This is a genomic window from Mycobacterium sp. IDUB_19 (genome assembly GCF_055419445.1).
In genome coordinates this window covers 55,476-79,885 of the sequence record NZ_JBVAXR010000002.1, presented here as the reverse complement: position 1 = coordinate 79,885, position 24,410 = coordinate 55,476, and the positions used below count along the sequence as shown (strand labels likewise).

Annotated in this window: 17 protein-coding genes; 7 read left to right on the top strand and 10 right to left on the bottom strand. The window is 66.0% G+C overall.

Annotated features, from left to right (window positions below; translation table 11 throughout):
- Positions 1-4 precede the first annotated feature (4 nt).
- A complete protein-coding gene (locus ACZY0B_RS02840; RefSeq protein ID WP_463762462.1) occupies positions 5-577 on the bottom strand; it encodes a TetR family transcriptional regulator in 573 nt (190 codons plus the stop codon).
- Between the two features lie 82 nt (positions 578-659).
- On the opposite strand from ACZY0B_RS02840, the gene ACZY0B_RS02835 reads away from it, so the two are divergent.
- On the top strand, positions 660-1,514 hold the full coding sequence (locus tag ACZY0B_RS02835) for a lysophospholipid acyltransferase family protein (protein ID WP_463762460.1): 855 nt from the start codon (positions 660-662) through the stop codon (positions 1,512-1,514).
- Positions 1,515-1,692: 178 nt separating this feature from the next.
- A complete protein-coding gene (locus ACZY0B_RS02830; RefSeq protein WP_463762459.1) occupies positions 1,693-3,429 on the top strand; it encodes a DUF3556 domain-containing protein in 1,737 nt (578 codons plus the stop codon).
- Here the strand turns inward: ACZY0B_RS02830 and ACZY0B_RS02825 are convergent.
- Positions 3,416-3,643 carry a DUF3618 domain-containing protein gene (locus ACZY0B_RS02825; RefSeq protein ID WP_463762458.1) on the bottom strand — a complete coding sequence of 76 codons (228 nt, stop codon included), beginning with the start codon at positions 3,641-3,643 and terminating at the stop codon, positions 3,416-3,418. The two genes, ACZY0B_RS02830 and ACZY0B_RS02825, sit on opposite strands and share 14 nt — an antisense overlap.
- A gap of 106 nt (positions 3,644-3,749) precedes the next feature.
- Between ACZY0B_RS02825 and bcp the strand changes: the two genes are divergently transcribed.
- The 3 genes from bcp (at position 3,750) to ACZY0B_RS02810 (ending at position 6,074) form a co-directional block, all read left to right on the top strand.
- Positions 3,750-4,232: a thioredoxin-dependent thiol peroxidase gene (gene bcp / locus ACZY0B_RS02820; RefSeq protein WP_463762457.1), complete on the top strand. Its 483-nt coding sequence runs from the start codon at positions 3,750-3,752 to the stop codon at positions 4,230-4,232.
- 769 nt (positions 4,233-5,001) lie between these two features.
- Entirely contained in the window at positions 5,002-5,469 is a 468-nt protein-coding gene (locus ACZY0B_RS02815) for a cupin domain-containing protein (RefSeq protein ID WP_463762456.1), read from the top strand.
- Positions 5,470-5,630: 161 nt separating this feature from the next.
- Positions 5,631-6,074: a nitroreductase family deazaflavin-dependent oxidoreductase gene (locus tag ACZY0B_RS02810; RefSeq protein ID WP_463762455.1), complete on the top strand. Its 444-nt coding sequence runs from the start codon at positions 5,631-5,633 to the stop codon at positions 6,072-6,074.
- 157 nt (positions 6,075-6,231) lie between these two features.
- Here ACZY0B_RS02810 and ACZY0B_RS02805 read toward each other — a convergent pair whose 3' ends face one another.
- On the bottom strand, positions 6,232-7,599 hold the full coding sequence (locus ACZY0B_RS02805) for a cytochrome P450 (protein WP_463762454.1): 1,368 nt from the start codon (positions 7,597-7,599) through the stop codon (positions 6,232-6,234).
- Between the two features lie 71 nt (positions 7,600-7,670).
- Positions 7,671-8,042, bottom strand: coding sequence for an MmpS family transport accessory protein (locus ACZY0B_RS02800; RefSeq protein ID WP_463762453.1), 372 nt, complete (start codon positions 8,040-8,042; stop codon positions 7,671-7,673).
- A gap of 158 nt (positions 8,043-8,200) precedes the next feature.
- On the opposite strand from ACZY0B_RS02800, the gene ACZY0B_RS02795 reads away from it, so the two are divergent.
- On the top strand, positions 8,201-8,572 hold the full coding sequence (locus tag ACZY0B_RS02795; protein WP_463762452.1) for a nuclear transport factor 2 family protein: 372 nt from the start codon (positions 8,201-8,203) through the stop codon (positions 8,570-8,572).
- A 4-nt stretch (positions 8,573-8,576) separates the two neighbouring features.
- Here the strand turns inward: ACZY0B_RS02795 and ACZY0B_RS02790 are convergent, their stop codons facing one another.
- The 5 genes from ACZY0B_RS02790 to ACZY0B_RS02770 all read right to left on the bottom strand — a co-directional run bounded on the left by ACZY0B_RS02790 (position 8,577) and on the right by ACZY0B_RS02770 (position 21,818).
- Positions 8,577-9,902: a M20/M25/M40 family metallo-hydrolase gene (locus tag ACZY0B_RS02790; RefSeq protein WP_463762451.1), complete on the bottom strand. Its 1,326-nt coding sequence runs from the start codon at positions 9,900-9,902 to the stop codon at positions 8,577-8,579.
- A gap of 18 nt (positions 9,903-9,920) precedes the next feature.
- On the bottom strand, positions 9,921-10,313 hold the full coding sequence (gene acpS, locus ACZY0B_RS02785) for a holo-ACP synthase AcpS (RefSeq protein WP_463762449.1): 393 nt from the start codon (positions 10,311-10,313) through the stop codon (positions 9,921-9,923).
- Between the two features lie 28 nt (positions 10,314-10,341).
- Positions 10,342-19,581 (bottom strand): fatty acid synthase subunit beta domain-containing protein, encoded by a 9,240-nt coding sequence (locus ACZY0B_RS02780; protein ID WP_463762448.1) that lies wholly within the window; start codon positions 19,579-19,581, stop codon positions 10,342-10,344.
- A gap of 572 nt (positions 19,582-20,153) precedes the next feature.
- On the bottom strand, positions 20,154-20,873 hold the full coding sequence (locus ACZY0B_RS02775) for a DUF1906 domain-containing protein (protein WP_463762447.1): 720 nt from the start codon (positions 20,871-20,873) through the stop codon (positions 20,154-20,156).
- Between the two features lie 60 nt (positions 20,874-20,933).
- The gene (locus ACZY0B_RS02770) at positions 20,934-21,818 is read right to left on the bottom strand and encodes a MerR family transcriptional regulator (protein ID WP_463762446.1); all 885 of its coding nucleotides are present in this window, start codon (positions 21,816-21,818) and stop codon (positions 20,934-20,936) included.
- A 40-nt stretch (positions 21,819-21,858) separates the two neighbouring features.
- On the opposite strand from ACZY0B_RS02770, the gene ACZY0B_RS02765 reads away from it, so the two are divergent.
- Positions 21,859-23,010 carry an aromatic ring-hydroxylating oxygenase subunit alpha gene (locus ACZY0B_RS02765; protein ID WP_463762445.1) on the top strand — a complete coding sequence of 384 codons (1,152 nt, stop codon included), beginning with the start codon at positions 21,859-21,861 and terminating at the stop codon, positions 23,008-23,010.
- Here the strand turns inward: ACZY0B_RS02765 and ACZY0B_RS02760 are convergent.
- Positions 22,993-24,345 carry a lipocalin-like domain-containing protein gene (locus ACZY0B_RS02760; RefSeq protein ID WP_463762444.1) on the bottom strand — a complete coding sequence of 451 codons (1,353 nt, stop codon included), beginning with the start codon at positions 24,343-24,345 and terminating at the stop codon, positions 22,993-22,995. The two genes, ACZY0B_RS02765 and ACZY0B_RS02760, sit on opposite strands and share 18 nt — an antisense overlap.
- Positions 24,346-24,410: the final 65 nt, after the last annotated feature.

Sequence of the window (24,410 nt, the reverse complement as noted above, 5' to 3'; positions counted from 1 at the left end):
GCTTTCACGATGCGGGGGCAACAATCCGCCGGGCCGCCTCCACGGCGGCCGCGCGGCGCGCGGCAATCACCGCACGGTCAGCCGCAGCGGCGTCGGGATGTGGCGACTGCGCCCAGGCCAAGGCGATGCCGAACAAGAGCACCAGCAAGTCCATAGGCTGCCAGACCGCGTCCACGTATCCGGCCGCCTGGGCCGCCTCGATAGTGCCGATGTCGCGGGCCGCGACGGATTCCCGACCTTCGCCGGGCGGCGGGTCCAGAACCAGCCCCTCCAATTTGGCCCAGGTCACCATTCGTACGTGCTCGGGTCGTCGACAGGCCAGATCGTAGATGTCACCCACAAATTCCGGTACCGCGTCCGCACGAAGCGTGACGGCGGCGAAGAACTCCGCCATGTCCGCGGCGACCACGCTGCGGAACAGCGCCTCCTTGTCTTTGAAGTGGGCGTAAAGCCGCTCCTTGCTGGCCTCCGCGATCCGCGCGACGCGATCGATCCGTGCCCCGGCCAGCCCGTACTGGGCGAACTCCGACCGCGCGGCCGTCAGGATCGTCTCGCGAAGTTCGGTCGTGGTTCGCATGTGAAGATCATATCCCATACGAACTAGTTCGTTTGGTACGATCACGTCATACCCCGAGTCTGAAGTTGAGGTTGCAGTGAACATGCCGATCGATATCGATGCCGTGATGAACCATCCGCGCCGCGTGCAGTTCTTGCGTAGTGCGCTGGAGAAGGTTCACGACGGCATCACGCCTCTGATAGACCTATGGCGACCATACGTCACCGGTCTCGATACGCTGCCAGCCGACGGCCGATTCCTGTTGGTAGGCAACCACACTCAATTCGTCGGCGGCGAAGTTCTGCTGATTCCGCACTTCGTGCGGCGCGCCCTGGGAGTTCGGGTGCGGCCGCTTGCGGACCGCCGGTTCGCAGAACGGCCCGGATTCGGGCACGACCTGATAAGCGCCTACGGCGGCGTTGTCGGCGCGCCGGAGACCGCACGAGAACTGATGCGGCACAACGAGACAATTCTCGTTTTCCCGGGCGGTGGCCGAGAAATCGCCAAGTTCAAGGGCGAGGAGTATCGACTCAACTGGCGCGGTCGTTCCGGGTTCGCCCGAGTCGCCGTGGAAAACGACTACCCGATCGTCCCCGTCGGCTTGGTCGGCGGTGACGACGTCTACAAGAGTTTGGTCACCCGCGCCAGCAGAATGGGCCGGCTGAGCCAGGCCATCAGCACGAAGCTGTCGGGCAACGCGGATATGGCGATGCCATTGATGCGAGGCATCGGCCCGACGCTCGTCCCCCGCCCGCAGCGAATGTATCTGAGCTTTGGTGAACCGGTCGACACCACGAAGCCGGAAACCGAACCGGCACAGAATTGGGTCGAGTCGGTACGTTCCACGACCCAGCAATCGCTCGAGGCGATACTGGAGGATCTGCTGGCGGTCCGCGCTGAGGATCCTTTCCGCGAGCTCAACCCCTTAGCCTGGCCCCATGCGGCCACGGTCGGCTGAGCCAGCCCATTCCCGTTAATCCGGCAGTGCTGCCCCGCGTTTGGTAATTGCCGTTGGCTTCGGGTTCATCGATTCCGTTGGACGGGATATCCCTACGCATTAGCGGCCAATAGCTGTACTTTCTTCGTGACGCCGGTGCCAGCACCACCGATCGGCGGCCTTTGTCGAAGGAGCTGTAATGGGGTTCATCCAGCCCAACCTGCCCGTCGTCGACGTGGCCGAGTGGAGTAAAGGCACCCGCGCGGAGCGGATCATCCCGATGACGCGCCACATCGCCGAGAACGGATTCGGTACTCCCCTGGTGATGCACGTGATGTACGGCGTGAAGATCGCGCTCTACATCTTGGGTGGCTGGTTCTTCGGGTGGTGCACGACGGGCATCGGCGGCTTCGGCGATGTCAGCGCATGGTGGTCTGAACCAATCGTGTTTCAGAAGGCCGTGCTGTTCACCATGCTGTTCGAAGTCGTCGGTCTCGGTTGTTGTTTCGGGCCGTTGGCCGGGCGCTACTTCCCGCCGATGGGATCGATCCTGTACTGGCTGCGGCCCGGCACCATCCGGTTGCCACCCTGGCCGAATCGGGTACCGCTGACCAAAGGCGTCGACCGGACCCCGTTCGACGTGTTGCTCTACGGCGCGCTGCTCCTCTTGCTCGCGACGGCGCTGGTGTCCGACGGCTCCGGCCCAATTCCGGCTCTGGGCACGGCGATCGGCGTGCTACCGCGGTGGCAGACCGTCGCGGTCCTCGCGGTCCTGGCCGCGATCAGCTTGCGCGACAAGGTGATCTTCCTGGCCGCTCGCGCCGAGGTGTACGGGCCACTGACGCTGGCGTTCCTGTTCGCCGGGGCCGACATCGTCATCGGGGCCAAACTCGTTTTCATGGTGATCTGGCTGGGCGCGGCCACGTCAAAGCTCAACCGCCACTTCCCTTTTGTGATCTCGACGATGCTGGCCAATAACCCGTTCATCCCGTCGGGGGTGCTCAAGCGGTCGCTGTTCAAGCACTATCCGGACGACCTGAGGCCCAGCGCCCTGTCGGGCTTCATCGCGCACTTCTCCACCGCGATCGAAGGTCTGGTGCCGCTGGCGCTGCTCTTCTCACACGGCGGCTGGCCGACGACGATCGCCGCGTTCGTGATGATCGTGTTTCACCTGAACATCCTGTTGGCCTTCCCGATGGGCGTCCCGCTGGAGTGGAACGTCTTCATGATCTTCGGGGTGCTGTGGCTGTTCGTGTCGCACGCCCCCATTGGGCTGTCGGATCTGACCAGCCCCTGGCCCCTCGTGCTATTCGCGGTCATCACGACCGTCGTCGTGCTGGGAAACCTCTACCCGCGCAAGGTTTCGTTCCTGCCCGGTATGCGCTACTACGCCGGCAACTGGGACACCACGGTGTGGTGCGTCAAGCCGTCGGTCGACGAGAAGTTCCGCACCGGCTCGCGTGCGCTGGGCCCGATGCAGCACCTGCAACTCGAGCGGTTGTACAAGACCAAAGAGGAAACGCTGATCCCCCTGCACCTGGCTCTGGCGTTCCGCGGCATGAACACCCATGGGCGCGCGCTGCTCACGCTGGTGCACCGCGCACTGGCCGGCTACGACGAGGACGACTACAACCTGTGCGAGGGCGAGGTCCTTTGCTCCATGGTCCTCGGGTGGAACTTCGGCGACGGGCACATGCACAACGAATGCCTCATCGAGGCATTACAAGAGCGCTGCGGGTTCGCGCCGGGCGACGTGCGGGTCGTGATTCTCGACGCGCAGCCCATCCAGAAGCAGCGGCAGGAGTATCGGCTTGTGGATGCGGCGACGGGCGAATTCGAGCGAGGTTACGTCGTCGTCGACGACATGGTTACCGCCCAGCCGTGGGCGGACGACCTGCCGGTGCACGTCGAGAGCAGTCGGGTCAGCGGTTCCTGACCCGGCGCACGACCACCACGACGACCAGGGCACCGACTCCGGCCAGCGAGGCGGCCACTGCGGGTTTCGTGACGAAGGCGATCACGTGGGCCTTGATGTCGTCGGCGAGGCGGCGCGGATTGGCACGCTCGGCAAGCGAGTCGACGGTGGCCGCGAGCTGGTCGCGGGCCGCATCGATCTCCTGCTTGATGGCGTCGGGGTCCCGGTCCACCACGTGTCTGCCCTCCAAGTCGCCCGCTATCCGGCTGATGCACCTGCCCGCACTACCCTAGATCAGCTGGCGCTCATCCCCACGCGCCGGTGAAGAGAAAGGGACCGAGTTGAGCGAGACCACGCGGCTAGCACCGGGCGACAAAGCGCCCACCTTCAGCCTTCTCGACGCCGACGGCACCAAGGTGTCGCTGGCCGACTACAAGGGCCGCCGCGTCGTCGTGTACTTCTACCCGGCGGCCTCCACGCCGGGGTGTACCAAACAGGCCTGCGACTTCCGCGACAGCCTGAGCGAGCTCAACGAGGCCGGACTCGACGTCGTCGGGATCTCCCCCGACAAGCCGGAGAAGCTGGCCAAATTCCGTGACGCGGAAGGGCTGACGTTCCCGCTGCTGTCCGATCCCGACCGCAAGGTGCTGACGGCCTACGGCGCCTACGGCGAAAAACAGATGTACGGCAAGACCGTCACCGGGGTCATCCGCTCCACGTTCGTGGTCGACGAAAAGGGCAAGATCGCCGTCGCCCAGTACAACGTCAAGGCTGCACATACGACAACAAAGATCAAGCAGATCATCGCCCAAGTGGCGTCCTAAGCGAGCTCCGAGCTAACAATCGAGGCGGTGTTGAACCCGGTCGGTCCCTGCACCAGTTTGAGATCGGTAGCCGCGAGCGAACGCCAGACTTTCGCAAGTGGTTCGCCGTAACGTGCGGCGCGCTTGGCGGAAAGGACCTTCCGATGAATACACCTCGCAACTTAGGCCGGATCATCGCGGGTGCGCTGGTTTCCGGCGGCGTAGCGATAGCCGGTCTGGGCTTGGCCGCACCCGCCGAAGCTGGCCCGTCCTATTGGCACTACTGCCCGGGGCAAAAATGGGGATACACCGTTCCAATACCACCACAATTCGACTTGAGCGTTTGCCACTGGTTTGCCGTTACCGTCACTAAAGGCCCTTCGGGCCCGGTGTACAACTTTGCGGAAGCTGATCCGTCCCAAGTACCCCCACCGGCGCCCGGCTTCCCTTGGCCATGAATCCCTCCACTTTCAGTGGTCGCGGGCCGTTGCACTGGCGATTCGCAAGCTGCGAACAACCTCGCTCTCCCGTTGGTCAGGCACAACCGAACACGAACACCCTGTGGTCAGGTGCAACGTGAAGGCTGCACATGCGACAACAAATATCCAGAAGATTCTTGCTCGGGTAGCAACAGCTACCGAGTGAATCCAACGGCTACGGCTGGAGCGTTGAAACCGTTAGCCCGCCGATACGCAATGCGCGTTATTCTCGACACCCGACATTGAAGTCACCCAACTGACCCACTCCGGAGGAAGTTGGTGCTCCCGCCGACAACGAAGAGGGATGACTCATGAGTATGGCGTACCTGGCGCAACCTGAGCAGCAGCAACAACTGGAATGGCTCGACGGCGGCACACTGGCAATCTTGCTCGACGGCAAGGCCACAGATGGCCAGTTGATGATCGGACGCTTTGATGTGAGCGAAGGCGAAGCCCCGCCGTACCACAAACACACGCGGGAAGACGAAGTGTTCATGTTGATCAAAGGAACCGCGCTGGTCTGGGTAGACGACCAAGAGACGGAGTTGGCGGAAGGCGGGATTGTGTTCTTGCCCAAGAACATTCCACACGCCTATCGCATCACGTCAAAGACCGCAGATCTACTGATGATCAACACACCGGCAGGAATTGAAGGAATGTTCCGCTACTCCGGTCGCGACAAGGCGACACCACGTCCGGAAGGCTTTGAAATTCCGCCCTCGCGTTTGGTCGAGGGAGCGGACAAGTTCGGACAGGTCATTCTCGGCCCCCCGCGCTGACCGCCGCTCATGTCGATCGCGTCTAGCCAGCGCTTCTCGCGGCGGTCACGCAGACACCTCTTGCCTGCCGCTGCGAGCGCCTTCGGCCTGAGGCAGGCACGGCGTACAACGCGGCACGCTCCGCGAGGAATAGACGGCGCGGCCAAGTAGCTTCGTCCAAAGTGACTCAAAAACCCGATTCCGAGACGCTCAAGGCAATCAACAACAACATCACGGACGAGTTCCGCGCCAACGCCGGCAAGGTCGGCGGACGATTCGAAGGCAACCAGCTGTTGCTACTCACTACGAAGGGCGCGAAGTCCGGCGAGCCGCGCGTCGCGCCGCTGGTGGTCTTCCGTATCGACGGCAAGCTGCTGATCGTCGCCGGTTACGGCGGCGCCGACGTCAACCCGGCGTGGGTGCACAACCTGCGGGTCAACCCGCGGGCGCACGTGGAAGTCGCCACCGACTCGTTCGACGTTGTCGCGCACGAGCTCGACTCGTCCGAACGTGAGGCGATCATCCCCAAGATCAACGCGACCGTACCCGCGTTCGCTTTCGCGAATTACCAGTCAAAAACTAAGCGCACCATCCCGATATTCGAGCTGCAGGCGGACGATTCATGACCGCCTGGAATGGCTCTCGTCCTGGCCGCGGTGTCAGCGGTGGTAGACCGCGGGGCAGTTAGCCGAACAACGTTGTCCGGTACCTCCGAACAACGTGAAGGCCACCGGTCACGTCGCCAAGCTGCGCCGCGACCTGCCGGTCTAGGCGCGAAACGCGTCAGGCGCCGATGACGGCGGCCTCCTTGTACTCGGTGATGGGCCGTGCGATCCCCTGTTCGTCGCAGACCCGCTGCAGCTTCTCCAGCGTCTCGTCGATCCCCGGTCCAAGCCGCCTGCCGGGGGTGAAGGTGGCCGGAAGGTGCTGCATGCCCTGGATCACCCCGATGGTCTGATAGTGCACGGTGCCCTCCGGATCGCAGCGATAGTCGGGCATCCGATCGAGCACCGCCGTGAGCATCGACTTGAACACGACGCGCGCGACATTAGAGCCGATGCAGCGGTGGATGCCGAGCCCGAAGCTGAAGTGCCGGTTGTTCTTACGGCCGAGGTCCAGTTGATTCGGATCGGGAAACACCGCGGGGTCGCGGTTGGCCATCGCCCAGGACAACCACAGGCGATCGCCCTCCTTGAACTGCGTGCCCGCGATTTCGAGGTCGGCGGCGATCGTGCGACCGTCGCCGGGAGCAGGCGTGAAGTAACGCAGGAATTCCTCGGTCGCCGAGTCGAGCAGCGTTTCCGATTCGCGCCGCAGCAGGTCGCGCTGCTCGGGATTTTCGCCGAGCCATTCGAGTGCGTGCGCCGTCAGCGCCGTCGTCGTGTCGAAACCTCCGCCGATGATCAAGCCGAGCATTCCGAGCAGTTCGCTATCGGGGGCGGGTTCGCCAGCGATCTGGAGTCTTGCCAACGCGTCCACCAAGCCGGGGCGCGGGTTCTCGCGGATCTCGACGAGGTGGTTGAACAGGTCCATGCCCATCGCCAGCGTCTGCTCCAAAACCTTTGGGGCTTCCGGGGAATCGGCGGGGGTGTAGACGCCGGCGTGGGCCGGCTCGCAATAGAGCTGCCACTTCTTCAGCGGAACGCCCATCATCGCCAGAGTCAGCACGGCGGGCACGACGTTGGCGAGATCGTCGACGAAGTCGATGCGCCCGACTTCGATTTTCTCGTCGATGCTCGCCCGCACGATCTCGTCGACAAACGGCGACCAGCGCTTGACGGCTGCCGGCGACAGGTACGGGTTGAGGATGCTGCGGTAGGCACCGTGCTCGGGTTCATCCATCTCGAGCATGCCGCCACGGACGCCGGTGCCCTGCTTCAGCGTGGGAATTGTGATGCCCTTATAGCCGGTGCCTTCGCCGGTCACGTCGTGGTCGTTGGACACGTGCGGGCATCGAGCGAGCTCGAAGACCTCCCGGCTGCCCGCGGCCACCCAGTGCCCGTCGTAGGTGTCGGTCCATGCGACCGGGCACCGAGCGTGCATCTCCTCGGTGATCGCGGTGAACCGCTCGCGGTACTCCGGGGTGTGGCGATCAAAGTGGTAACGGCTGGTCTTGCCGGCGTTGCCGGTCAGAGTGTCTTCCGTGGTCACCGCGGCGTCTCCTGCGACGAGTGGCTGCTTGTAGCAAGCAGTATGCGACGCGACGCTCGATCTACCTAGGCCTAAGGGTTACCTATTGTTGAGCACTGGACCATGTTGTCTTCACCCGCGCCGGTGCCGGACTTTGTGTCCTTGACCGTTCCATTGACGCTGACCGTGCATGTCGTCTTCTGGCCGGTCGGATTCGCGGTCACGACCAGCATCGATGTCGGACTAGCGTCCTTGTTGGTAAACGAGAAGGACCACGGAACCGCCTGATTGGTCAGCCTCTGCATGACCCCCGTTGCGTCGTAGTACGTCACCACGGCCAGCGGGGCGTCCGAGGTCACTGTGTATGTGACCGAATCGCCCACGGCGGCCGCCGCAACCGGCGCGTTGATCAGGGCCGCTCCCACTACTAGAGCAGCGGCTGCAGCAAACTGTGTCCTACCCATCGGTGCTCCTTTGTCGCCCCCGCTCATGGGTACTCTGCACCTGTTTTGGCGTTTCGACAAATCCAACGCCAGCAGTCGCGTAATGAGCGGGCAAACGGTACCTGTCGCATCAATTCGCTGACTGAAATAGAAGCGGACCATAGTCCGTTTGAACCGACATGACTACGAACGATCGCACCATCGAACTTCTCCAGCGGAACCTCCAGGAGGTCTTCGGGCAGGGCGATCCAGCCCGTCGGCGCGCGGCCATCGAAGAGCTCTACACGGACGACTGTGTGCTCTACGTTCCGGACGCCGTCCTCGTCGGGCAGGACGCGGTCGACAAATTCGCCGGCGACCTACGCGCCACCCATCCCCACTTTGTGTACACACACCAGGGCGAGCCGCAGGCACTCCATAACGGGGGCATCGTCGCGTGGGGAGCGGGCCCGAAGGGCGAGCCAGCCGAGTACACCGGGCTGGACGTCGTTCTTGTCCGCGACGGCAAGATCGCGGCCCTCTACGTCTTTCTCAATCCGAAACTCTCGTAGCCGCTCAGGCCAGGTTTGCCAGCAGCAGCGCTTCGGCAATTGCCGCACGCTCCAGCACGCCCAGATGCAGGCTCTCGTTGATGCTATGAGCCTGCGTCGCGGGATCTTCCACACCGGTGACGAGGATTTTCGCCTGCGGGAACGCCTCGGCGAACTCGGCGATGAACGGGATCGATCCGCCCATGCCCATGTCGATCGCGTCGGTCTCCCACGCCTGCCGGAATGCCGCCCGCGCGGCGTCGTAGACGCTGCCGGTGGCGTCGATGGCGTAGGGCTCGCCGACGTCGCCGCGGGTGACGCTGACCTGCGCACCCCACGGCGCATGCTTTTGCAGGTGAGCGGTCAGCGCGTCCAGGTGCGCCGCGGCATCACCGCCGGGCGCGACGCGCATGCTGATCTTGGCGCGGGCCCGCGGGATCAGCGTGTTCGATGCCTTCTCGATGGGTGTGGTGTCGATACCGATCACCGTGATCGCGGGTTTGGCCCACAGCCGCTGCGGCGCCGAACCCGACCCGATCTCGGACACCCCGTCCAGCAGCCCGGAGTCGGCCCGCACCCGCTCGGGCGGGTAATCCACTGCGGCGGCAGTACTTTCGTGCAGACCGGCGACGGCCACGTTCCCGTCGTCGTCGTGCAGGCTGGCCAGCAGTCGCACCAGCACACTCAGCGCGTCGGGCACCACGCCGCCCCAAATGCCCGAGTGCAGCCCGTGGTCGAGCGTGGCGACCTCGACGACGCAGTCGACCAGGCCGCGCAGCGTCACCGTCAGCGCCGGGATCTCGGTGCTCCAGTTGTCCGAGTCGGCGATGACGATCACGTCGGCGGCAAGCGCGTCGCGGTGGGCGGCCAGCAGCCGGCCCAGCGACGGCGACCCGGATTCCTCTTCCCCTTCGACGAAGACCGTCACTCCGACCGGCGGTTGGCCGCCGTGCGCTCGAAACGCGGCTAAATGCGTTGCGATACCGGCCTTGTCGTCGGCGCTGCCGCGCCCGTAGAGCCGTCCGTTGCGCTCGGTCGGCTCGAAGGGCGGCGACGCCCACTGATCGCGGTCGCCCTCGGGCTGTACATCGTGGTGGGCGTACAGCAGCACCGTAGGCGCGCCGGCGGGCGCTGGATGCTGCGCGATGACGGCCGGTGCGCCGCCCTCGCTGACGATGCGGACGTCGCCAAAACCGGCCTGCGACAACAGATCCGCCACGGCCTGCGCACTGCGATGCACCTCGTCGCGGCGGCCGGGGTCGGCCCACACCGATTGGATGCGCACCAGGTCCTCGAGATCGCGGCGCACCGACGGCAACACGTCGCGGACGCGCTCAACCAGATCGCTCATGTCCTCGAGGCTAGGCCTTCACGCAGTCTCGAGGATGGCCACCGCGGCCGCGGTATCCCCTTCATGAGTCAGCGACACGTGGATCGTCACGTCGGCCAGATGCTTGGCGATGTCGCCCGTCAACCGCACCCGCGGTCGTCCCCACATGTCGGTGACGACTTCGATGTCGCGGTGGATGTCCTCCGGCAGCACCGGCCGCTGGGCGAACCGTGATCCGGACCAGGCCTTGATCACGGCTTCCTTCGCGGCCCAGCGCGCCGCCAAGTGACGTGCCGCCGACGAACTCTTGTCCGAGGCGTCGCGACGCTCACCGGGCGTAAACGTCTCGGAGAAGACGGTTCCCGGCTGGTCGACCTGCTCGGCGAAATCAGGAATGGAGACGAGGTCTATCCCCACACCGACGATGCCCATGGCTGGCCAGGTTAACCGATGACCGAAGTCACCCGACGTAGGCCTCGTCATCGCCCAGTCGCGCGTCCGCATTCAGCAGCATCGCAGCCTCCTGAGGCTTCTCCGGCGAACCGTGGTCGAAGCGACGGTCCGGCGGCCGCTGGTACATCGGCTCGCCGCCGGCGATGGCCGACACCAGCCGGCGCTGACCGGCCAGCAGGCGGGCGTCGGCGCGCTGCTGGTAGTCCGCGCGCTGCTCCGGGTCCAGCGAGGCGACGAACGCCTGCGGGTGCACCAACGCGACGAGGCCGGACACGTGGCCGAACCCGAGACTGGTCAGCATCCCGGCCTTGAGTGGGAACTTCCCGGCGAGCCGCAGCGTGTCGCGCACCCAGACGAAGTGCGCGGAGCCGGCCAGTTCGTCGTCGACGCAGTCCAGACTGCGGTTGGGCGGGATGACCCCGTCGCGCAGCATCTGGCACAGCCCCATCATCTGGAAGACCGCCGCGCCGCCCTTGGCGTGTCCGGTGAGGCTCTTCTGCGACACGACGAACAGCGGAGCACCCTCGGAGCGGCCCAGCGAGTCAGCCAGCCGCTCGTGCAGCTCGGTCTCGTTGGGGTCGTTGGCCAATGTCGAGGTGTCGTGCTTGGAGATCACCGCGATGTCGTCGGCGCCGACACCCAGCTTGGCCAACGCATGAGCCAGCGCCGAATCCTTGCCGCCGCGCCCGGCTCCCAGCGCACCCAGGCCCGGGGCCGGGATCGAGGTGTGCACACCATCGGCGAACGACTGCGCGTAGGCCACCACCGCCAGCACCGGCAGACCCATCTTGAGCGCCAAGTCGCCGCGCGCCAGCAGGATGGTGCCACCACCCTGCGCTTCGACGAAGCCCAGCCGGCGTCGGTCGTTGGGCCGAGAGAACTTCGAGTCGTGGATGCCCCGGCCGCGCATCATCGAGGTGTCGGCGGTGGCCGCCATGTCACCGAAACCGATGATGGCCTCCAGCGTCAGGTCGTCCAGGCCACCGGCCACCACCAGTTCGGCCTTACCCAGCCGAATCTTGTCGACGCCCTCCTCGACCGACACCGCTGCGGTCGCGCAGGCCGCGACCGGGTGGATCATCGAGCCGTAGCTACCGACGTAGGACTGAACCACATGCGCGGCAACAACATTCGGCAGCACTTCCTGCAGGATGTCGTTCGGCTTGCTCCGGCCCAACAGGTTGCCGTGGTACATGGTCTGCATCGACGTCATGCCGCCCATACCGGTGCCCTGGGTGCTGGCGACCAGGCTCGGATGCACGTAGCGCATCACTTCGGCCGGGCTGAAGCCGGCGGACAGGAACGCGTCGACGGTCGCGACGATGTTCCATAAGGCCACCCGGTCGATCGAGGTCGCCATGTCGGGGCCGATGCCCCATACCGTCGGGTCAAACCCGGTTGGGATCTGCGCCCCGACCGTCCGCGACAGCTTGGTCTTGCGTGGCACCCGAATCTCGGTGCCGGCCTTGCGGATTACCTGCCAGTCACTGGAGTCGGGCACCGGCCGGATCACCGTGTGCTCCGGGTCGAACTCGGCGAACCCGCGGGCATCGGCCTCCGAGGACACCACGAACGCGAAGTCCTTGTCCAGGAACACCGAAACCAGCAGCGGCGACGCGTGGTCGGGGTCGATGGCGCCGTCGTCGACGAACTCACGGATGCCGACGCGCTCCACCACGGTGTCGTGGTAACGCTCCACCAGCTCGGCCTCGTCGACCAGGTCACCGGATTGCGTGTCGTACCAACCCGGTTGGGGGTCGTCCTCCCAGCGAATCAGCCCGGTGGTCCAGGCCAGCTCGAGGACACCGGCGGCCGACAGCTCGTTGTCGACCTCCATCTCGAAGCGGGTGCGCGACGAGCCGTACGGGCCGAGTTCGGCACCGCCGACGATCACCACCAGATCGGCCGGGTCGACGTCGAGGTCTGCCCATTCCGGCGGCGGTGCCGGGGTGTACCCGCGCGGCGGGGAAGGCAGCGCTGCGATGGTGCCCTCGGCCGGCTCGTCGTCCGCGTCCTCGCTCGCAGCTGCCTGCTCGCGCGCTTTGGCGGCCAACTCGGCCATGTCGAGTTCGATGTCGCCGAGGCCGCCGGTCAGGTCGGCCTTGATCGGCTCGCCGGCCGCGGCCACCTTCGACTCCACATCGCAGAGGTCCAGCAGCATGCCGGCCATCTCGTCGGTGGAGTAGGTGGTGACGCCGGCCTCCTCGACCGCGGTGACGATGGCGTCGTTGTGACCCATCAGCCCGGTGCCGCGGGTCCAGCCAATCAGCGCGTGCGCCAGGCTGACTCGAGCCGCCCACGAGGATTCGGCGTGCCAGCGACTGACCAGGGCGTCCAGCGCCGACTTGGCCTCACCGTAAGCGCCGTCACCGCCGAACATTCCACGGTTGGGCGAGCCGGGCAGCACCACGTGCAACCGCGACGCGATGTCGCGCTCGGCGCCGATCTTCGACAGACCGCCGATCAGTCGCTGCACGGCCCACAGCAAAACCTTCATCTCCATCTCGGAGCGCGAACCGGCCTCCGACAGGTCGCCGACCACGCGCGGCGCCGCGAACGGGAACAGCAGCGTCGGGGTCTGCGCGTCCTTGATGTGAATCGACTGCGGCCCAAGGCTTTCGCTCTGCTCGGCACCGACCCACTCAACCAGGGCGTCGATGTCGGAGTAGGACGCCATGTTGGCCGCGACCACCCACAGCGACGCACCGAAACGGGCGTGATCGCGGTACAGCGTGCGGTAGAACGCCAGCCGGTCATCGTCGAGCTTGGACGTCGTCGCGATGACGGTGGCACCGCCGTCGAGCAGTCGCGCCACGACCGACGCGGCGATCGAACCCTTCGAAGCCCCAGTCACCACCGCGACTTCGCTGTCGTAGGGACCCGGATCCGGGTTCTCGGCACCCGCGGCGATCCGGCCGAACAGCGATGCGTGAATCTGGCGGCCCGCCGCCAGCGCCTTGCCCTGCCACCAGGTGGCCTGAGTGGCGACAATATGGCCGGCGCCCTCGAACCGCTCGGAGAGCCGCACCCAGTCGGCGTCGATGTCGCCCTCGTCGGTCAGCCACAGCTTGACCAGGTCCTCGCGGGCGCTGGCCCAGCGGTCGTCGAACACGACGGCCTTCTTGGCCTCGAACACCGGTGCCACCAAACGTGGCCATTCCGAACCCAATTCAGCTGTGACCAAGTCGATGAGCTCGGCGTCGGTGGCCACCGGCGAGGCGCTGACGGTGTCGTCCAGACCCAGCTGGCCGAGCACCAGGCGGGCTGCCGAAGCGAGCACGCCGTCACGACCGGTGATCTGGTCGGTGAACTCGCTCAGTGCGGCCACGTCGACGGTCGCGCCGCCGCCACCGCCCGTTGAGGGCAGCGCCACCGAAACACCTTGGCGTGCGGCCACCGAAGCGACCGCGGCATCGATGGCCTTGTCGACGGAAGCGGCGTCGGCCAGCGCGCCCTCGTGCAGGTGCCCCATGGCACCGCCGCGCACGCTGGTGCCCTCGCGGGTTCCCAGCGCCACCTCGACGGTGATGTGCTTGGCCCAGCCCTCGCCGAGCTCCCAGGTCTTGGTGACCCGCTCGGTGATGGCCGCCGGCCGCTTACCGGACGGCCCGAGGACCGTGCGGAGCTGGTCGTTGATCGCGTCGGAAAGCACTGGGCCGAAAGGCTTGTAGGTGCGCGCCAGCTTGGTCACCTGGGACCGCAGTCCGGCCAGATCGGCCTCGGCGGCGCCGTCGATGGCGCCCAGGTTCAACTCCGAACCCAGGTCCACCAGCAGCTGGTTGCGCCGCGAAGACGCACCGTCGGTGATGGACTCGATGGAGTCCAGCTCCTCGATCTGGTCGATGCGCATCTTCGCCGACAGCGCGATCAGCGCGAGCGTCGCGTCGGCGGCGTCGAACCCGATGTCATCGGGACGCGGAGCGCCGGAGGGCGCTGTGGGCGCCGGTGCGGGCGCGGCGCCTTCGGGCGCTGATGCGGCTTCTTCCGGTGCGGCCGACTCAGCCGGCTCTTCGGCCTCCGGCTCGGGGTCGGTGTCGTTGGCGAACAGCACCGCAGCGTCGCGCTCGGCGTTGAGCACTTCGACTGTGCTGTGCGCATATTCGGGCAGCTTGAGGGTGTTGGCGGCCAGTCCGGCGACTGTCGGCGCGGACTTCACGCCGATCTCGACGAACCGTTCCACGCCCATACCGCCGGCGGCCTCCTCGGTGAACAGCAGGTCCTGGGTTTCGATCCAGCGCACCGGGCTGGCGAACTGCCAGGCCAGCAGTTCGATGACAACCGTGCGGGCCATCTCGCGCGGCCGCTCGGCAAGCCAGGTGTCGTAATCGGCGAGGATCTCGTCGAGCGGCTCGGCCGGCACCAGATCACGGATCTCCTGGATGAAGTCGCGGTCCAGGGTGAACGGACGCGGCACCAGGTTCGGGATGTAGCGCCCGATGATGAGGTCGGGATCCGCGTCGCGCGGCATGACCCGTTCCAGCGAACGGCGGAAGTCGGCGACCCCGACCCGCAACACCCGCGAGTGGAACGGCACGTCGATACCCGGCACCAGGATGAACGAGCGCTTGCCGCCACTGATCTCGCGGCGCCGCTCCACTTCTTCCTCGAGGGCCTCGAGACCGCGCACCGTGCCGGCGATCGCGTACTGCGAGCCGCGCAGGTTGAAGTTCACGATCTCCAGAAATTCCCCGGTGCGCTCGGCGATTTCGGCGACGAACGTCGTAACCTCGTCGTCCGGCAGATCGATCTGCGACGGCCGGATCGCCGCCAACCGGTAGTTGGAGCGGCCCATCTCGTCGCGCGGCACGATGTCGTGCATGTTCGACCCGCGATGAAACACCGTTTCCAGCAAGGCTTCCAGCTGATAGATGCCCAATACGCAGGCCAGCGCAGTGTATTCACCGACCGAGTGGCCGCAGGCGATGGCGCCCTCGACGAATGCACCCTGCTCGCGCATCTCGGCGACCTGTGCGGCCGCGACGGTTGCCATCGCGACCTGAGTGAACTGCGTCAGGTACAGCACACCGTCGGGGTGGTGGTAGTGCACGCCGCTGGCAATCAGGCTGGTCGGGTTGTCGCGCACCACGTGCAGCACCGAGAAGCCCAGGGTGTCGCGGGTGAACTTGTCCGCGTCGTCCCACACCTTGCGGGCCGCCTTGGACCGGGCGCGGACCTCCATGCCCATGCCCTTGTGCTGGATGCCCTGGCCGGGGAACGCGTAGACCGTGTTGGGTGCGGCCAGTCGCGCGGTCGCCGACATCACCAGATCCGATCCGATGCGCGCGGCTACTTCCAAAACCTCGGCGCCCTGGTCGATTCCGACGCGGTCGACACGGAAATCGACCTCGTCACCAGGACGCACCATGCCAAGGAACCGCGCGGTCCAGCCAACCAGCCGAGCCGGCGGACGGGCTTGACCATCGGCGGCGGTCACCGTGTGCTGTGCGGCAGCCGACAACCACATGCCGTGCACGATGGGCGATTCCAGTCCGGCCAGCAGCGCGGCCGCCCGGTCCGTGTGGATCGGGTTGTGGTCACCGGAGACCACCGCGAACGGACGCATGTCGACGGGCGCGGCCATGGTGACATCGCGGTGACGGCGCCGCGGAGTATCGGTCGCGTTCTCGGACACCGCACCGCCGGCCCGGGCCGGGTCGGTGAGTTCGGCGGCACCGGTGCGCCCGAGGATCGCGAAACGCTCCTTGAGGGAGGCGATCGGTGCACCGTCGGGACCGGCCACAGTCACCGAGACGGGGACGACACGGCCCATTTCCGTGTCGATGGCCGCCGAAGCCGTTGCGGTAACCGTCAATTCAGCCGGATCCGCGGGCAGCTTGCCGAGCACGTGCGCGGCGTGGTCCAGGTGCACCAGGCTCAACAGGCCCTCGACAACCGGAACACCGGCCTCGGTGACCGCAGCGCCGATCGTCGCGAAAACCGCGGGCCAGCACAGGCCCACCAGCGCGTCGGGCACGGCATTGAGGCTGGGCGCCAGCCGCTCGCCGAAAGTGGCCGTGACGCCGGTGTGGTCGGCAACCCGCTCCGGATCCCAGTCCACCGTCACGGTAGCGGTGCCGTCGGTCACCCGCGGGAGCAACTCCGGCCCGTCGACACCGGCCGCGATCGCCAGCACCGCGCGCATCGCGGCGGCGGCGTCTTCGGTGGAGACCACCGGTGCACCACCGTCAATGGTGTTGGTGTGCAACGTGAATGGGATGTCGATCCAGACACCGGACACCGGGATACTCAGAACGACCCGCTCGTTGCCAGCCCCGCCGTCGGACTTGACCTGCAGGCGAGCTCCGGTGGACGAGTGCGTGGCACGCTGACCATCGGATCCATCGTGAACCAGCCAGTCGGCCGGGTCGGCGATGCGATGAACCGGGTTGGTGGCGGTGCGCCCGGCCCACAGCACATCCGGGGCGTCGAGCACGACGGCCAGCGGCCCGGTCACATCCGGACGGCCAAGCCTGCGCGACCTGACGGCGTTCGCCTCGGCGCCGGTGCCCAGCACCTCGTCGATGGCGGCCTGCTCGAAGCGGTCGAGCAGTTCACCGACGGGCTCGTCCATCCGGGTGATGCCGGCGACGGCGGCGGTGCCGGGGATGATGCACACCTGGTCGGCGTCGTAGCGGGCGTCATGCGCCTGCCACAGCGAGTCACTGCGCCACCAGCGGCGCACGTCTTTGTCGATGACCGGCACGAAGTTGACCGGCTTGCCCAGCGTCTTGCACAGCGTGACGAAGAACGGCACGTCGGCCGGGTGCAGCTGCACGCTTTCGGCGTCGGGGTAGCCGGCAAGCAGCTGTTCGATCGCCGCCTGCGGGTTGTCCAGCAGCGCCTCGTCGTTGGAACCAGAAAATAACGTCTCGATCGCGCCGTGGTCCTGCTGGTGCAGACGCGCCTCGGCACGCTGCAGCATCTGCTGGAAACGGTCGCGCCAGGTGTCGGCCAGCCACGGGCTGCCGGGCGACGCTGTGTCAGCGGTCGAGTTGCCCTCGCCGATGGCGAGTTCGACGTAGCGCTGCAGCCACTGCAGGTAAGTCATTTCACAGACGTCACCGAAGTACGGCTTGGCGGTGCCGGCCATCGCGGCGATGATCTCGTCGCGGCGCTCGGCAACGGCGTCGGCATCGCCGGCGACCTCGTCGAGCAGCCGGCCGCAGCGCGAGGCGGAGTTGTCGATCTCATGGATGTCCGCGCCGAGCTGGCTGCGGCTGGAAGCCATGCCGCCCTGGGCTTTTCCGGCGCCGATCCAGTGGTCGGTGCCATCGGTCTCGACCAGCATCCGCTTGACCGACGGCGACGTGGTCGATTCCAGGGTCGCCATCGCCGCGGTGCCGACCAGGATCCCGTCGATGGGCATCGACGGGAAGCCGTAGGACTGCGACCACCGGCCGGACAGGTATTCGGCGGCCCGCTCCGGTGTGCCGATCCCGCCTCCGACGCAGACGGTGATGTTGGAGCGCGACCGCAACTCCGAGTAGGTCGCCAGCAGCAGGTCGTCGAGGTCTTCCCACGAGTGGTGGCCACCGGCGCGCCCGCCCTCGATGTGCACGATCACCGCTTTGGTGGGCGCCTCGGTCGCGATGCGAATAACCGAGCGGATCTGCTCGATGGTGCCGGGCTTGAACACGACGTGGCTGATGCCGATGTCGTTGAGCTCGTGGATCAGCTCGACGGCTTCCTCGAGGTCCGGGATGCCGGCGCTGACGACCAGGCCGTCGATCGCGGCACCGGACTGGCGGGCCTTCTGCACCAGGCGCTTGCCGCCGACCTGCAGCTTCCACAGGTAGGGGTCGAGGAACAGGGTGTTGAACTGGTAGGTACGGCCCGGCTCGAGCAGTCCGGCCAGCTCGTCGATACGGGCGCCGAAGATTTCCTCGGTCACCTGCCCGCCACCGGCCAGCTCGGCCCAGTGTCCGGCGTTGGCCGCGGCGGCGACGATCTTGGCGTCGACGGTGGTCGGGGTCATGCCGGCCAGCAGAATCGGCGAGCGCCCGGTCAGCCGGGTGAACTTCGTCGACAGCTTGACCCGGCCGTCGGGCAGGGTCACGACGGCCGGCGCGTAGCTCGACCAGGGCCGTGCCACCTCGGGGGTGGCCCCGACGGTGAAGAGGTTGCGCTGACCACCGCGGGTCGCGGCCGGCACGATGCCAACGCCCAGACCGCGGATCACCGGTGCGGTCAGGCGGGTCAGGATGTCGCCGGGACCCAGGTCGAGAATCCAGCGCGCGCCGGCGTCGTGCACCCGGGTGATCTCCTCAACCCAGTCGACCCGGCTCACCAGGATGGCCTCGGTCAGTTGGCGGGCCAGCGCGACGTCGAGGCCGACCTTCTCGGCCCAGCCACCGACGACGTCGATGCCGTCGGCCAGCCGCGGGGTGTGAAAACCCACCTCGACGCGGACCGGGTCGAAGACCGGCGCGAAGACGTCGCCGCCGCGGAGCTTGTTCTTGCGGTCGGCCTCTTCTTTCTCGGAGATCTGCTTGCAGTACAGCTCGAAGCGGGACAGTTGCTCCGGCGTGCCGGTGATGACGACCGAACGCCGGCCGTTGCGGATGGACAGCACCGGGGGCAGCACGGTCCGAACGTCCTGGGAGAACTCGTCGAGCAGCCGCAGAATCCGCTCGGGATCGGCGTTGGTGACCGACACCATCGGCGCGCGGTCACCGAGCACGGAGATGCCGCGGCGACGGGCGACCAGCGTCCCGGCCGCGCCGATCAGCTGTGCCAGGGCCAGCAGCTCCACGTCGCGAGTGCCGTCGGCTTTGAACGCCTCGACGGCCAGCACGCCTTGCGAATGTCCGGCAACGGCTACCGGCGGGGTCGCCGTCCAGTCCATGCCCTGTCGCGCCAGGGCACGCCCGGCCGCGATCTGAGTGAGCAGCACACCGGGTATCGACACCGCGGCCGAGGTCAGGTGCTTGTCCGAGGGGACCGGGTCCTCGGCCGCCAGCGCGCGTACCCATTGCAGCGGCTCGAAGCCGATCGGACGCACCACGACCAGCTCTTTTGCCACCGGCTCCAGCAGCAGTTCGGCCTCGCCGACCAGCGTTGCGATATCGGTCTCGATGCCTGCCGAGGACAACAGTTCTTCGAGGGTTTCCAACCAGGCGCTGCCCTGACCGCCGAACGCGACAGCGTACGGCTCGCCAGCCGTGAGACGGTCGACCAGAGCATGGGTGCTGTGCGGGCCATTGCCGTCGCGGTCAGCGGACACCCGGTCGTGCTCGTGGATCGTCACCTTGTGTATCTCCCTGTATGCGTCTTCATGCGTCTTCACGTATCGGTCCCTTCGGCCGGCCGCGAGCCCCGCGAACGGGGCCCCAACCGGCGCTGGGTCGATTCCGCTTTGAATCGCAGCCCGAAAAGCAGCTGACCGGTGTGTTGTCGGCGGGCCACTGAGGTGGACCGAGCGGCGCGGCGGACTGCATCGGCTGTACTAAGAGTGTCATAAGGATTCGGGTCGTTTTTCTGCGCAGATCGGTTACTGATGAGTTCTACGCACGGGTAACCGTGTTGTGGGTAACACCCGGATTAACCGGCCTCGCGGGTATCCAGAACAAACGTCCTGCATGCAGGTGGTTACGGTCGAGTAGCTATAACTGCGCTGTTCAAGGCGGCATTGTTATCAAATCGTTATGTTAAGAATTTGCGCTGCGTGCCGCCCGTCGCATGGCCGGGGTTGAGCCGTCTGGCGCCCACCGCCGACTGAGCCGCGCGACAAACAGCGAACGAGTGTTTGCTGGAGCAGAGTTGCGCAAGCGCGGGCGGATCGGCTAGAGGGTCAGAAATCTTTGCACGGCGGCGCGGTTGCTAGGCCCACTGCCCGAATTGCGGTTTGAGGATCTCGTTGATGTCCACTCCAACACCGCCCACGCTGCGCTTATCGATCTCGACTTGGTGCAAGTTCGCCGCCGGGTGGGCGTAGCCCTTGGGTGAGCCCCAGTTGTGCTGCCAGAAGCAGCAGCCCAAGCCGTCGTGCAGCGCCCAATCGATCGTCTTCGAGTTAGCGTAAACGCCCGTCCGCTGGTGTCCGATCACCGACTCCCAGGACCGCAGGTACGGAGCTACCTGGCTTTTGTACTGCTCATAGGACGGGTCGTCGTCGATCGACGCGTAAATGGGCGCGTCGGCCGGACCGCCGGCGGCGGCGTGCAGCTCCATCCCCCGCTTGGCGTGCTCCAGCCCGGCGTTGGCGCCGCCCAGCCAGTCGGCGGAATTGCCCTTGCCGTACTGATAGCACGAGACAATTTTGAGCCCGTTGCTGTGCAGATCGCGCGCTTCGGCCACCTGGATCGGCTTACCCAGCATCCAGTTACCGCCCGGCCGACGGTCGGAGACGTACCGGATCGACCCCACGGCGCCGGCAGCCCGGATCTGGCTGGCCGGGATCACGCCCGCGGCGTAGTCCAATAGGGTGCCCAGCGATGCCGACGCCGGCGCGGCGCATAACGATGACGCCGCAACGCCCAGGCCCGCTAAGGCCGGGGTTGCGGCCGCGAGTTTGAGCACGTCACGGCGCGAAATCGACACATCGGTCAGGGTACGACACAAACACCATTAGACACATCAATCACACTGGTCACATCTCAATTACATCTCGCGCATTCCAGGTTTAGCCGTCGGCAGCACGATGACGCTCACGGCTTCCAGGCCGCGCTGCGCCGTCTGTGCGGCAATCTCTTCGAGGAAGAGCGCAGCCGCCGGGTTGATCGATCGCGCCCAGGCCCGAAATCCCTGCACGATCACCAGATCATGTTCCAACAGCGGCTGCACGTCCCGCAGCACAGTGACCACGTCGTCGGGCAGCGGATCGGCCAGCTGTTGTGCAATCCAGGAACGCGCAAGTTCTGTTGCAGCCAAGAGATTCTCGCCCAGAGCAATCACATCGCCCGCGAGGCTGCGCAACCGGTCGAACAGCACCCGTCGTCCCGGTGTCTCGGCGAGCTGCTCCAGCAATGTGCTGGCCGCCGGCGGCAGCACCATCTGGCCGAACAATGGGGGAACCGGCAACTCCCACTCGTTGAACAGGTCGGCATACATCGCGGCAACGGGCGCGGACAACGGGGCGCTGAGCCTCCCGAAGACTCCGATGCTGTCGCGGTGCGTGGTCGCCAGCGTGCGCAGGATCTGTTCGTTGACACCCGCGGCACCGCAATCGGTGGCGGCATCGATGGCCGCGATCAATTGGTCCAGCCGGTCCCGCTGATGCATCAGCAACGTGCGGTGCTCGTCCAGAAGGTCAGCCAAAGTGGTCTGACCCCCGTCGACCAGCCGTTGGATGTCGTTGATGCTGACGCCGAGGCTTCGCATCAGGTCGATGCGTAACAGGTCGAGGACCTGCTCGACGTCGAAGACCCGGTAGCCGTTGCTCAGATGCTGCGCGCGCAGCAGCCCGATTTTCTCGTAATGGCGGATCCGGCCCGAAGCGATGCCGGTCAAGGCCGTGACGTCGCCGATCAGCAACTGCTCAGCCACTTCTTGACCTTACAACTGTCGCAAGGTCTGTACTGGGCAGATGGACCGTGACCAGCTGATCGACCTGACCCGACGGGCTTTGAAGTTGGCGCACGACAAGACGACCGACCTCGCGCCCCGGCAGCATACGGTCGACGCGAGCGATTACACCTCGCTCGAGCGCCACCACAGTGACAGAGCCTTGCTGCTGGCCAGCCCGCAACTGGTCGGCTACGTCTCGGAGCTCCCCGACCCCGGGGCGTACTGCACTAAGACGGTAATGGGGCGGTCGATCCTGCTGACCCGAACGTCTGACGGGTCGGTCCACGCGTTCGAGAATGTCTGCCTGCACCGGCAGTCGCAGGTGGTGACGGGGTGCGGCACGGCGAAACGGTTCACCTGCCCGTATCACGCCTGGACCTACGACAACACCGGCAAGCTAGTCGGCCTGCCGGGCCGCGAGGGCTTCCCCCATATGGCGGTGAAATCCGACTCGTTGACCGAACTCCCGGCCGCCGAATTCGCCGGATTCCTCTGGGTGGCGCTAGACCCGGGCGCAACGCTCGACGTCGCCGCCCACCTGGGACCGCTGGCCGATGAGCTCGACTCGTGGGGCATCGGGCGGTGGTCTCCGCTGGGCGAGAAGGTGCTCGACGTCCCCATCAACTGGAAGCTGGCCGTCGACACGTTCGCGGAGAACTACCATTTCGCCACCGTGCACCGGCAGACCTTCGCGACCATGGCCCGCAGCAACTGCACGGTGTTCGATTCGTACGGGCCGCACCATCGGTTGATCTTCCCGCTCAACGCGATCCTCGAGCTGGAGAATGTTCCCGAGGAGCAGTGGGACCCGTTCCACAACATGGTGGTGATCTACGCGCTGTTCCCCAACATCGTGCTGTCGGTGACGATCGCCAACGGTGAGCTGTTCCGGATCTACCCGGGCGACGAACCCGGCAGGTCGATCACCGTGCACCAGAACTCGACACCGCTGGACCTCTCTGAGGAGTCGATCGCGGCCGGCGCTCAAGCCGTCTTCGAATACGCGCACGCCACGGTCCGCGACGAGGACTACCGGCTAGTCCAGGGGCTGCAGGCCAACCTTGCCTCGGGCGCTCGCGATCACTTGGTGTTCGGCCGCAACGAGCCGGGGCTGCAGCACCGCCACGTCGCCTGGGCCGAGGCTCTCGCCGGGTCAGCTACCGTCGGCTGACTCCTTATCGGACAGCACGGCGATCAGATCGTCGAGAAGGGTTGCAAGCGTGCCGTTTTGCGCGGGCAGCACGCCGGTCAGCAGTTCAACGGCCGCGCCGCGACGGCCCGCGGCCACCAACGGCACCAGCTGATCGACCACCGACTGCAGGTCGGGATCGACGTCGGCAACCGTGGTAGCCAACACTTCGACCAGCTCCCAGTCCCGATATAGGGCCAACGATCGTTCGTTGAACGCGAAGCCGCTCACCGGTTTACCCCAGAGCGTCCCCTGGTAGCGGTATGGGCCTTCCATGTACTCGATCGGCAGGCCATGCGCCGGCGCGGGCACCAGCGGTTCCCCGACGAGGTCCAGTTGCAGTGTGGCGCAGGTAATCCGGTGCCGGTCGGGCATGTACCGCGCCTGCGCCAGCGGTCGCACCAGGGGTCGTATCGTAGTCGGCCACCGCACGTAGCTGCTGACGGTGACCTCCACGTCTTCGGCACACTCCGGCGCGATAGCGGGGTCGGGATGACTCGTCGTCACGCCGGTAAAGGGTTGCAATGCATTGCCATTCGTGCGGTCGAACTGCCGCCAGATGCTCAGGTCGACGCCATTGTCGAAATTGATCGTGCGCCATTCGTGCGACTTGGCCCGCGGGTCACCTGCGGTTCCGCCACCGCCGGCATACTTCGGGAACCACTGCCGATCGACATGTCCGCTGCTACCGGAAACCTGCTCGACCGTCTCGCCCCAGCGCAGCGTTCCGGTCATCGACATACCGGTCTGGAAATACGAGTATGTGTCATTTTGACCGAAGCAGACGATCTTCCCGTTGTAGGTCGACGCTCCCACCGGTGTCGGTGCGCGCGTTGGAGTTACGACCAAGTCCAGCCGCATGGACCGCCCCTGATGGTCCTGGCCCACCAGGCTGACTCGATACGTATAGGGCAGCAGTTCTCCGTCACCGTCACGACACGTGGTCCACGACGCGGTGCCGGCACTGCTGTGGTAGCTGATGTCGAGATAACCTGCGGCCATGGCCAATTTGCGCTGCGCCCCTGGCTCCATATTGGCCGGCGGCATGTCGTAGTCGGTATAGGTGCCGTAGTCACCGGTGTCGAGGTCGAACAGCGCCATCGTGTAGAAGTCGGCGACGATCGTTCCCCCGGGTTGGTTCTTGTTGAAGATGGTCAAGAACGCAAACGACCGGTCGCTCTCGACAGCCTGCAGTTGGCCGGCGATGAACCACGTGTCGGACTCCTGGTCCGGGTGTTCACCCTCGGCGGCGGGAAAATCCAGCTGGCTGTCGCCGGGTACCAGCTGATACGGGTACCTGCGCCAATCACTATTCATGTCGGCTTCCTTGCCACGGCGCCATCCTTCTTTTTTGCTATGTTAGCGTCAATAGCGAAGTTACG

Excerpts from the sequence above, each read along its gene's own strand:
- ACZY0B_RS02840 (WP_463762462.1), bottom strand. The coding sequence starts at position 577 with ATGCGAACCACGACCGAACTTCGCGAGACGATCCTGACGGCCGCGCGG.
- ACZY0B_RS02835 (WP_463762460.1), top strand. The coding sequence starts at position 660 with ATGCCGATCGATATCGATGCCGTGATGAACCATCCGCGCCGCGTGCAG.
- ACZY0B_RS02830 (WP_463762459.1), top strand. The coding sequence starts at position 1,693 with ATGGGGTTCATCCAGCCCAACCTGCCCGTCGTCGACGTGGCCGAGTGG.
- ACZY0B_RS02815 (WP_463762456.1), top strand. The coding sequence starts at position 5,002 with ATGAGTATGGCGTACCTGGCGCAACCTGAGCAGCAGCAACAACTGGAA.
- ACZY0B_RS02800 (WP_463762453.1), bottom strand. The coding sequence starts at position 8,042 with ATGGGTAGGACACAGTTTGCTGCAGCCGCTGCTCTAGTAGTGGGAGCG.
- ACZY0B_RS02795 (WP_463762452.1), top strand. The coding sequence starts at position 8,201 with ATGACTACGAACGATCGCACCATCGAACTTCTCCAGCGGAACCTCCAG.
- ACZY0B_RS02790 (WP_463762451.1), bottom strand. The coding sequence starts at position 9,902 with ATGAGCGATCTGGTTGAGCGCGTCCGCGACGTGTTGCCGTCGGTGCGC.
- acpS (WP_463762449.1), bottom strand. The coding sequence starts at position 10,313 with ATGGGCATCGTCGGTGTGGGGATAGACCTCGTCTCCATTCCTGATTTC.
- ACZY0B_RS02765 (WP_463762445.1), top strand. The coding sequence starts at position 21,859 with ATGGACCGTGACCAGCTGATCGACCTGACCCGACGGGCTTTGAAGTTG.
- ACZY0B_RS02760 (WP_463762444.1), bottom strand. The coding sequence starts at position 24,345 with ATGAATAGTGATTGGCGCAGGTACCCGTATCAGCTGGTACCCGGCGAC.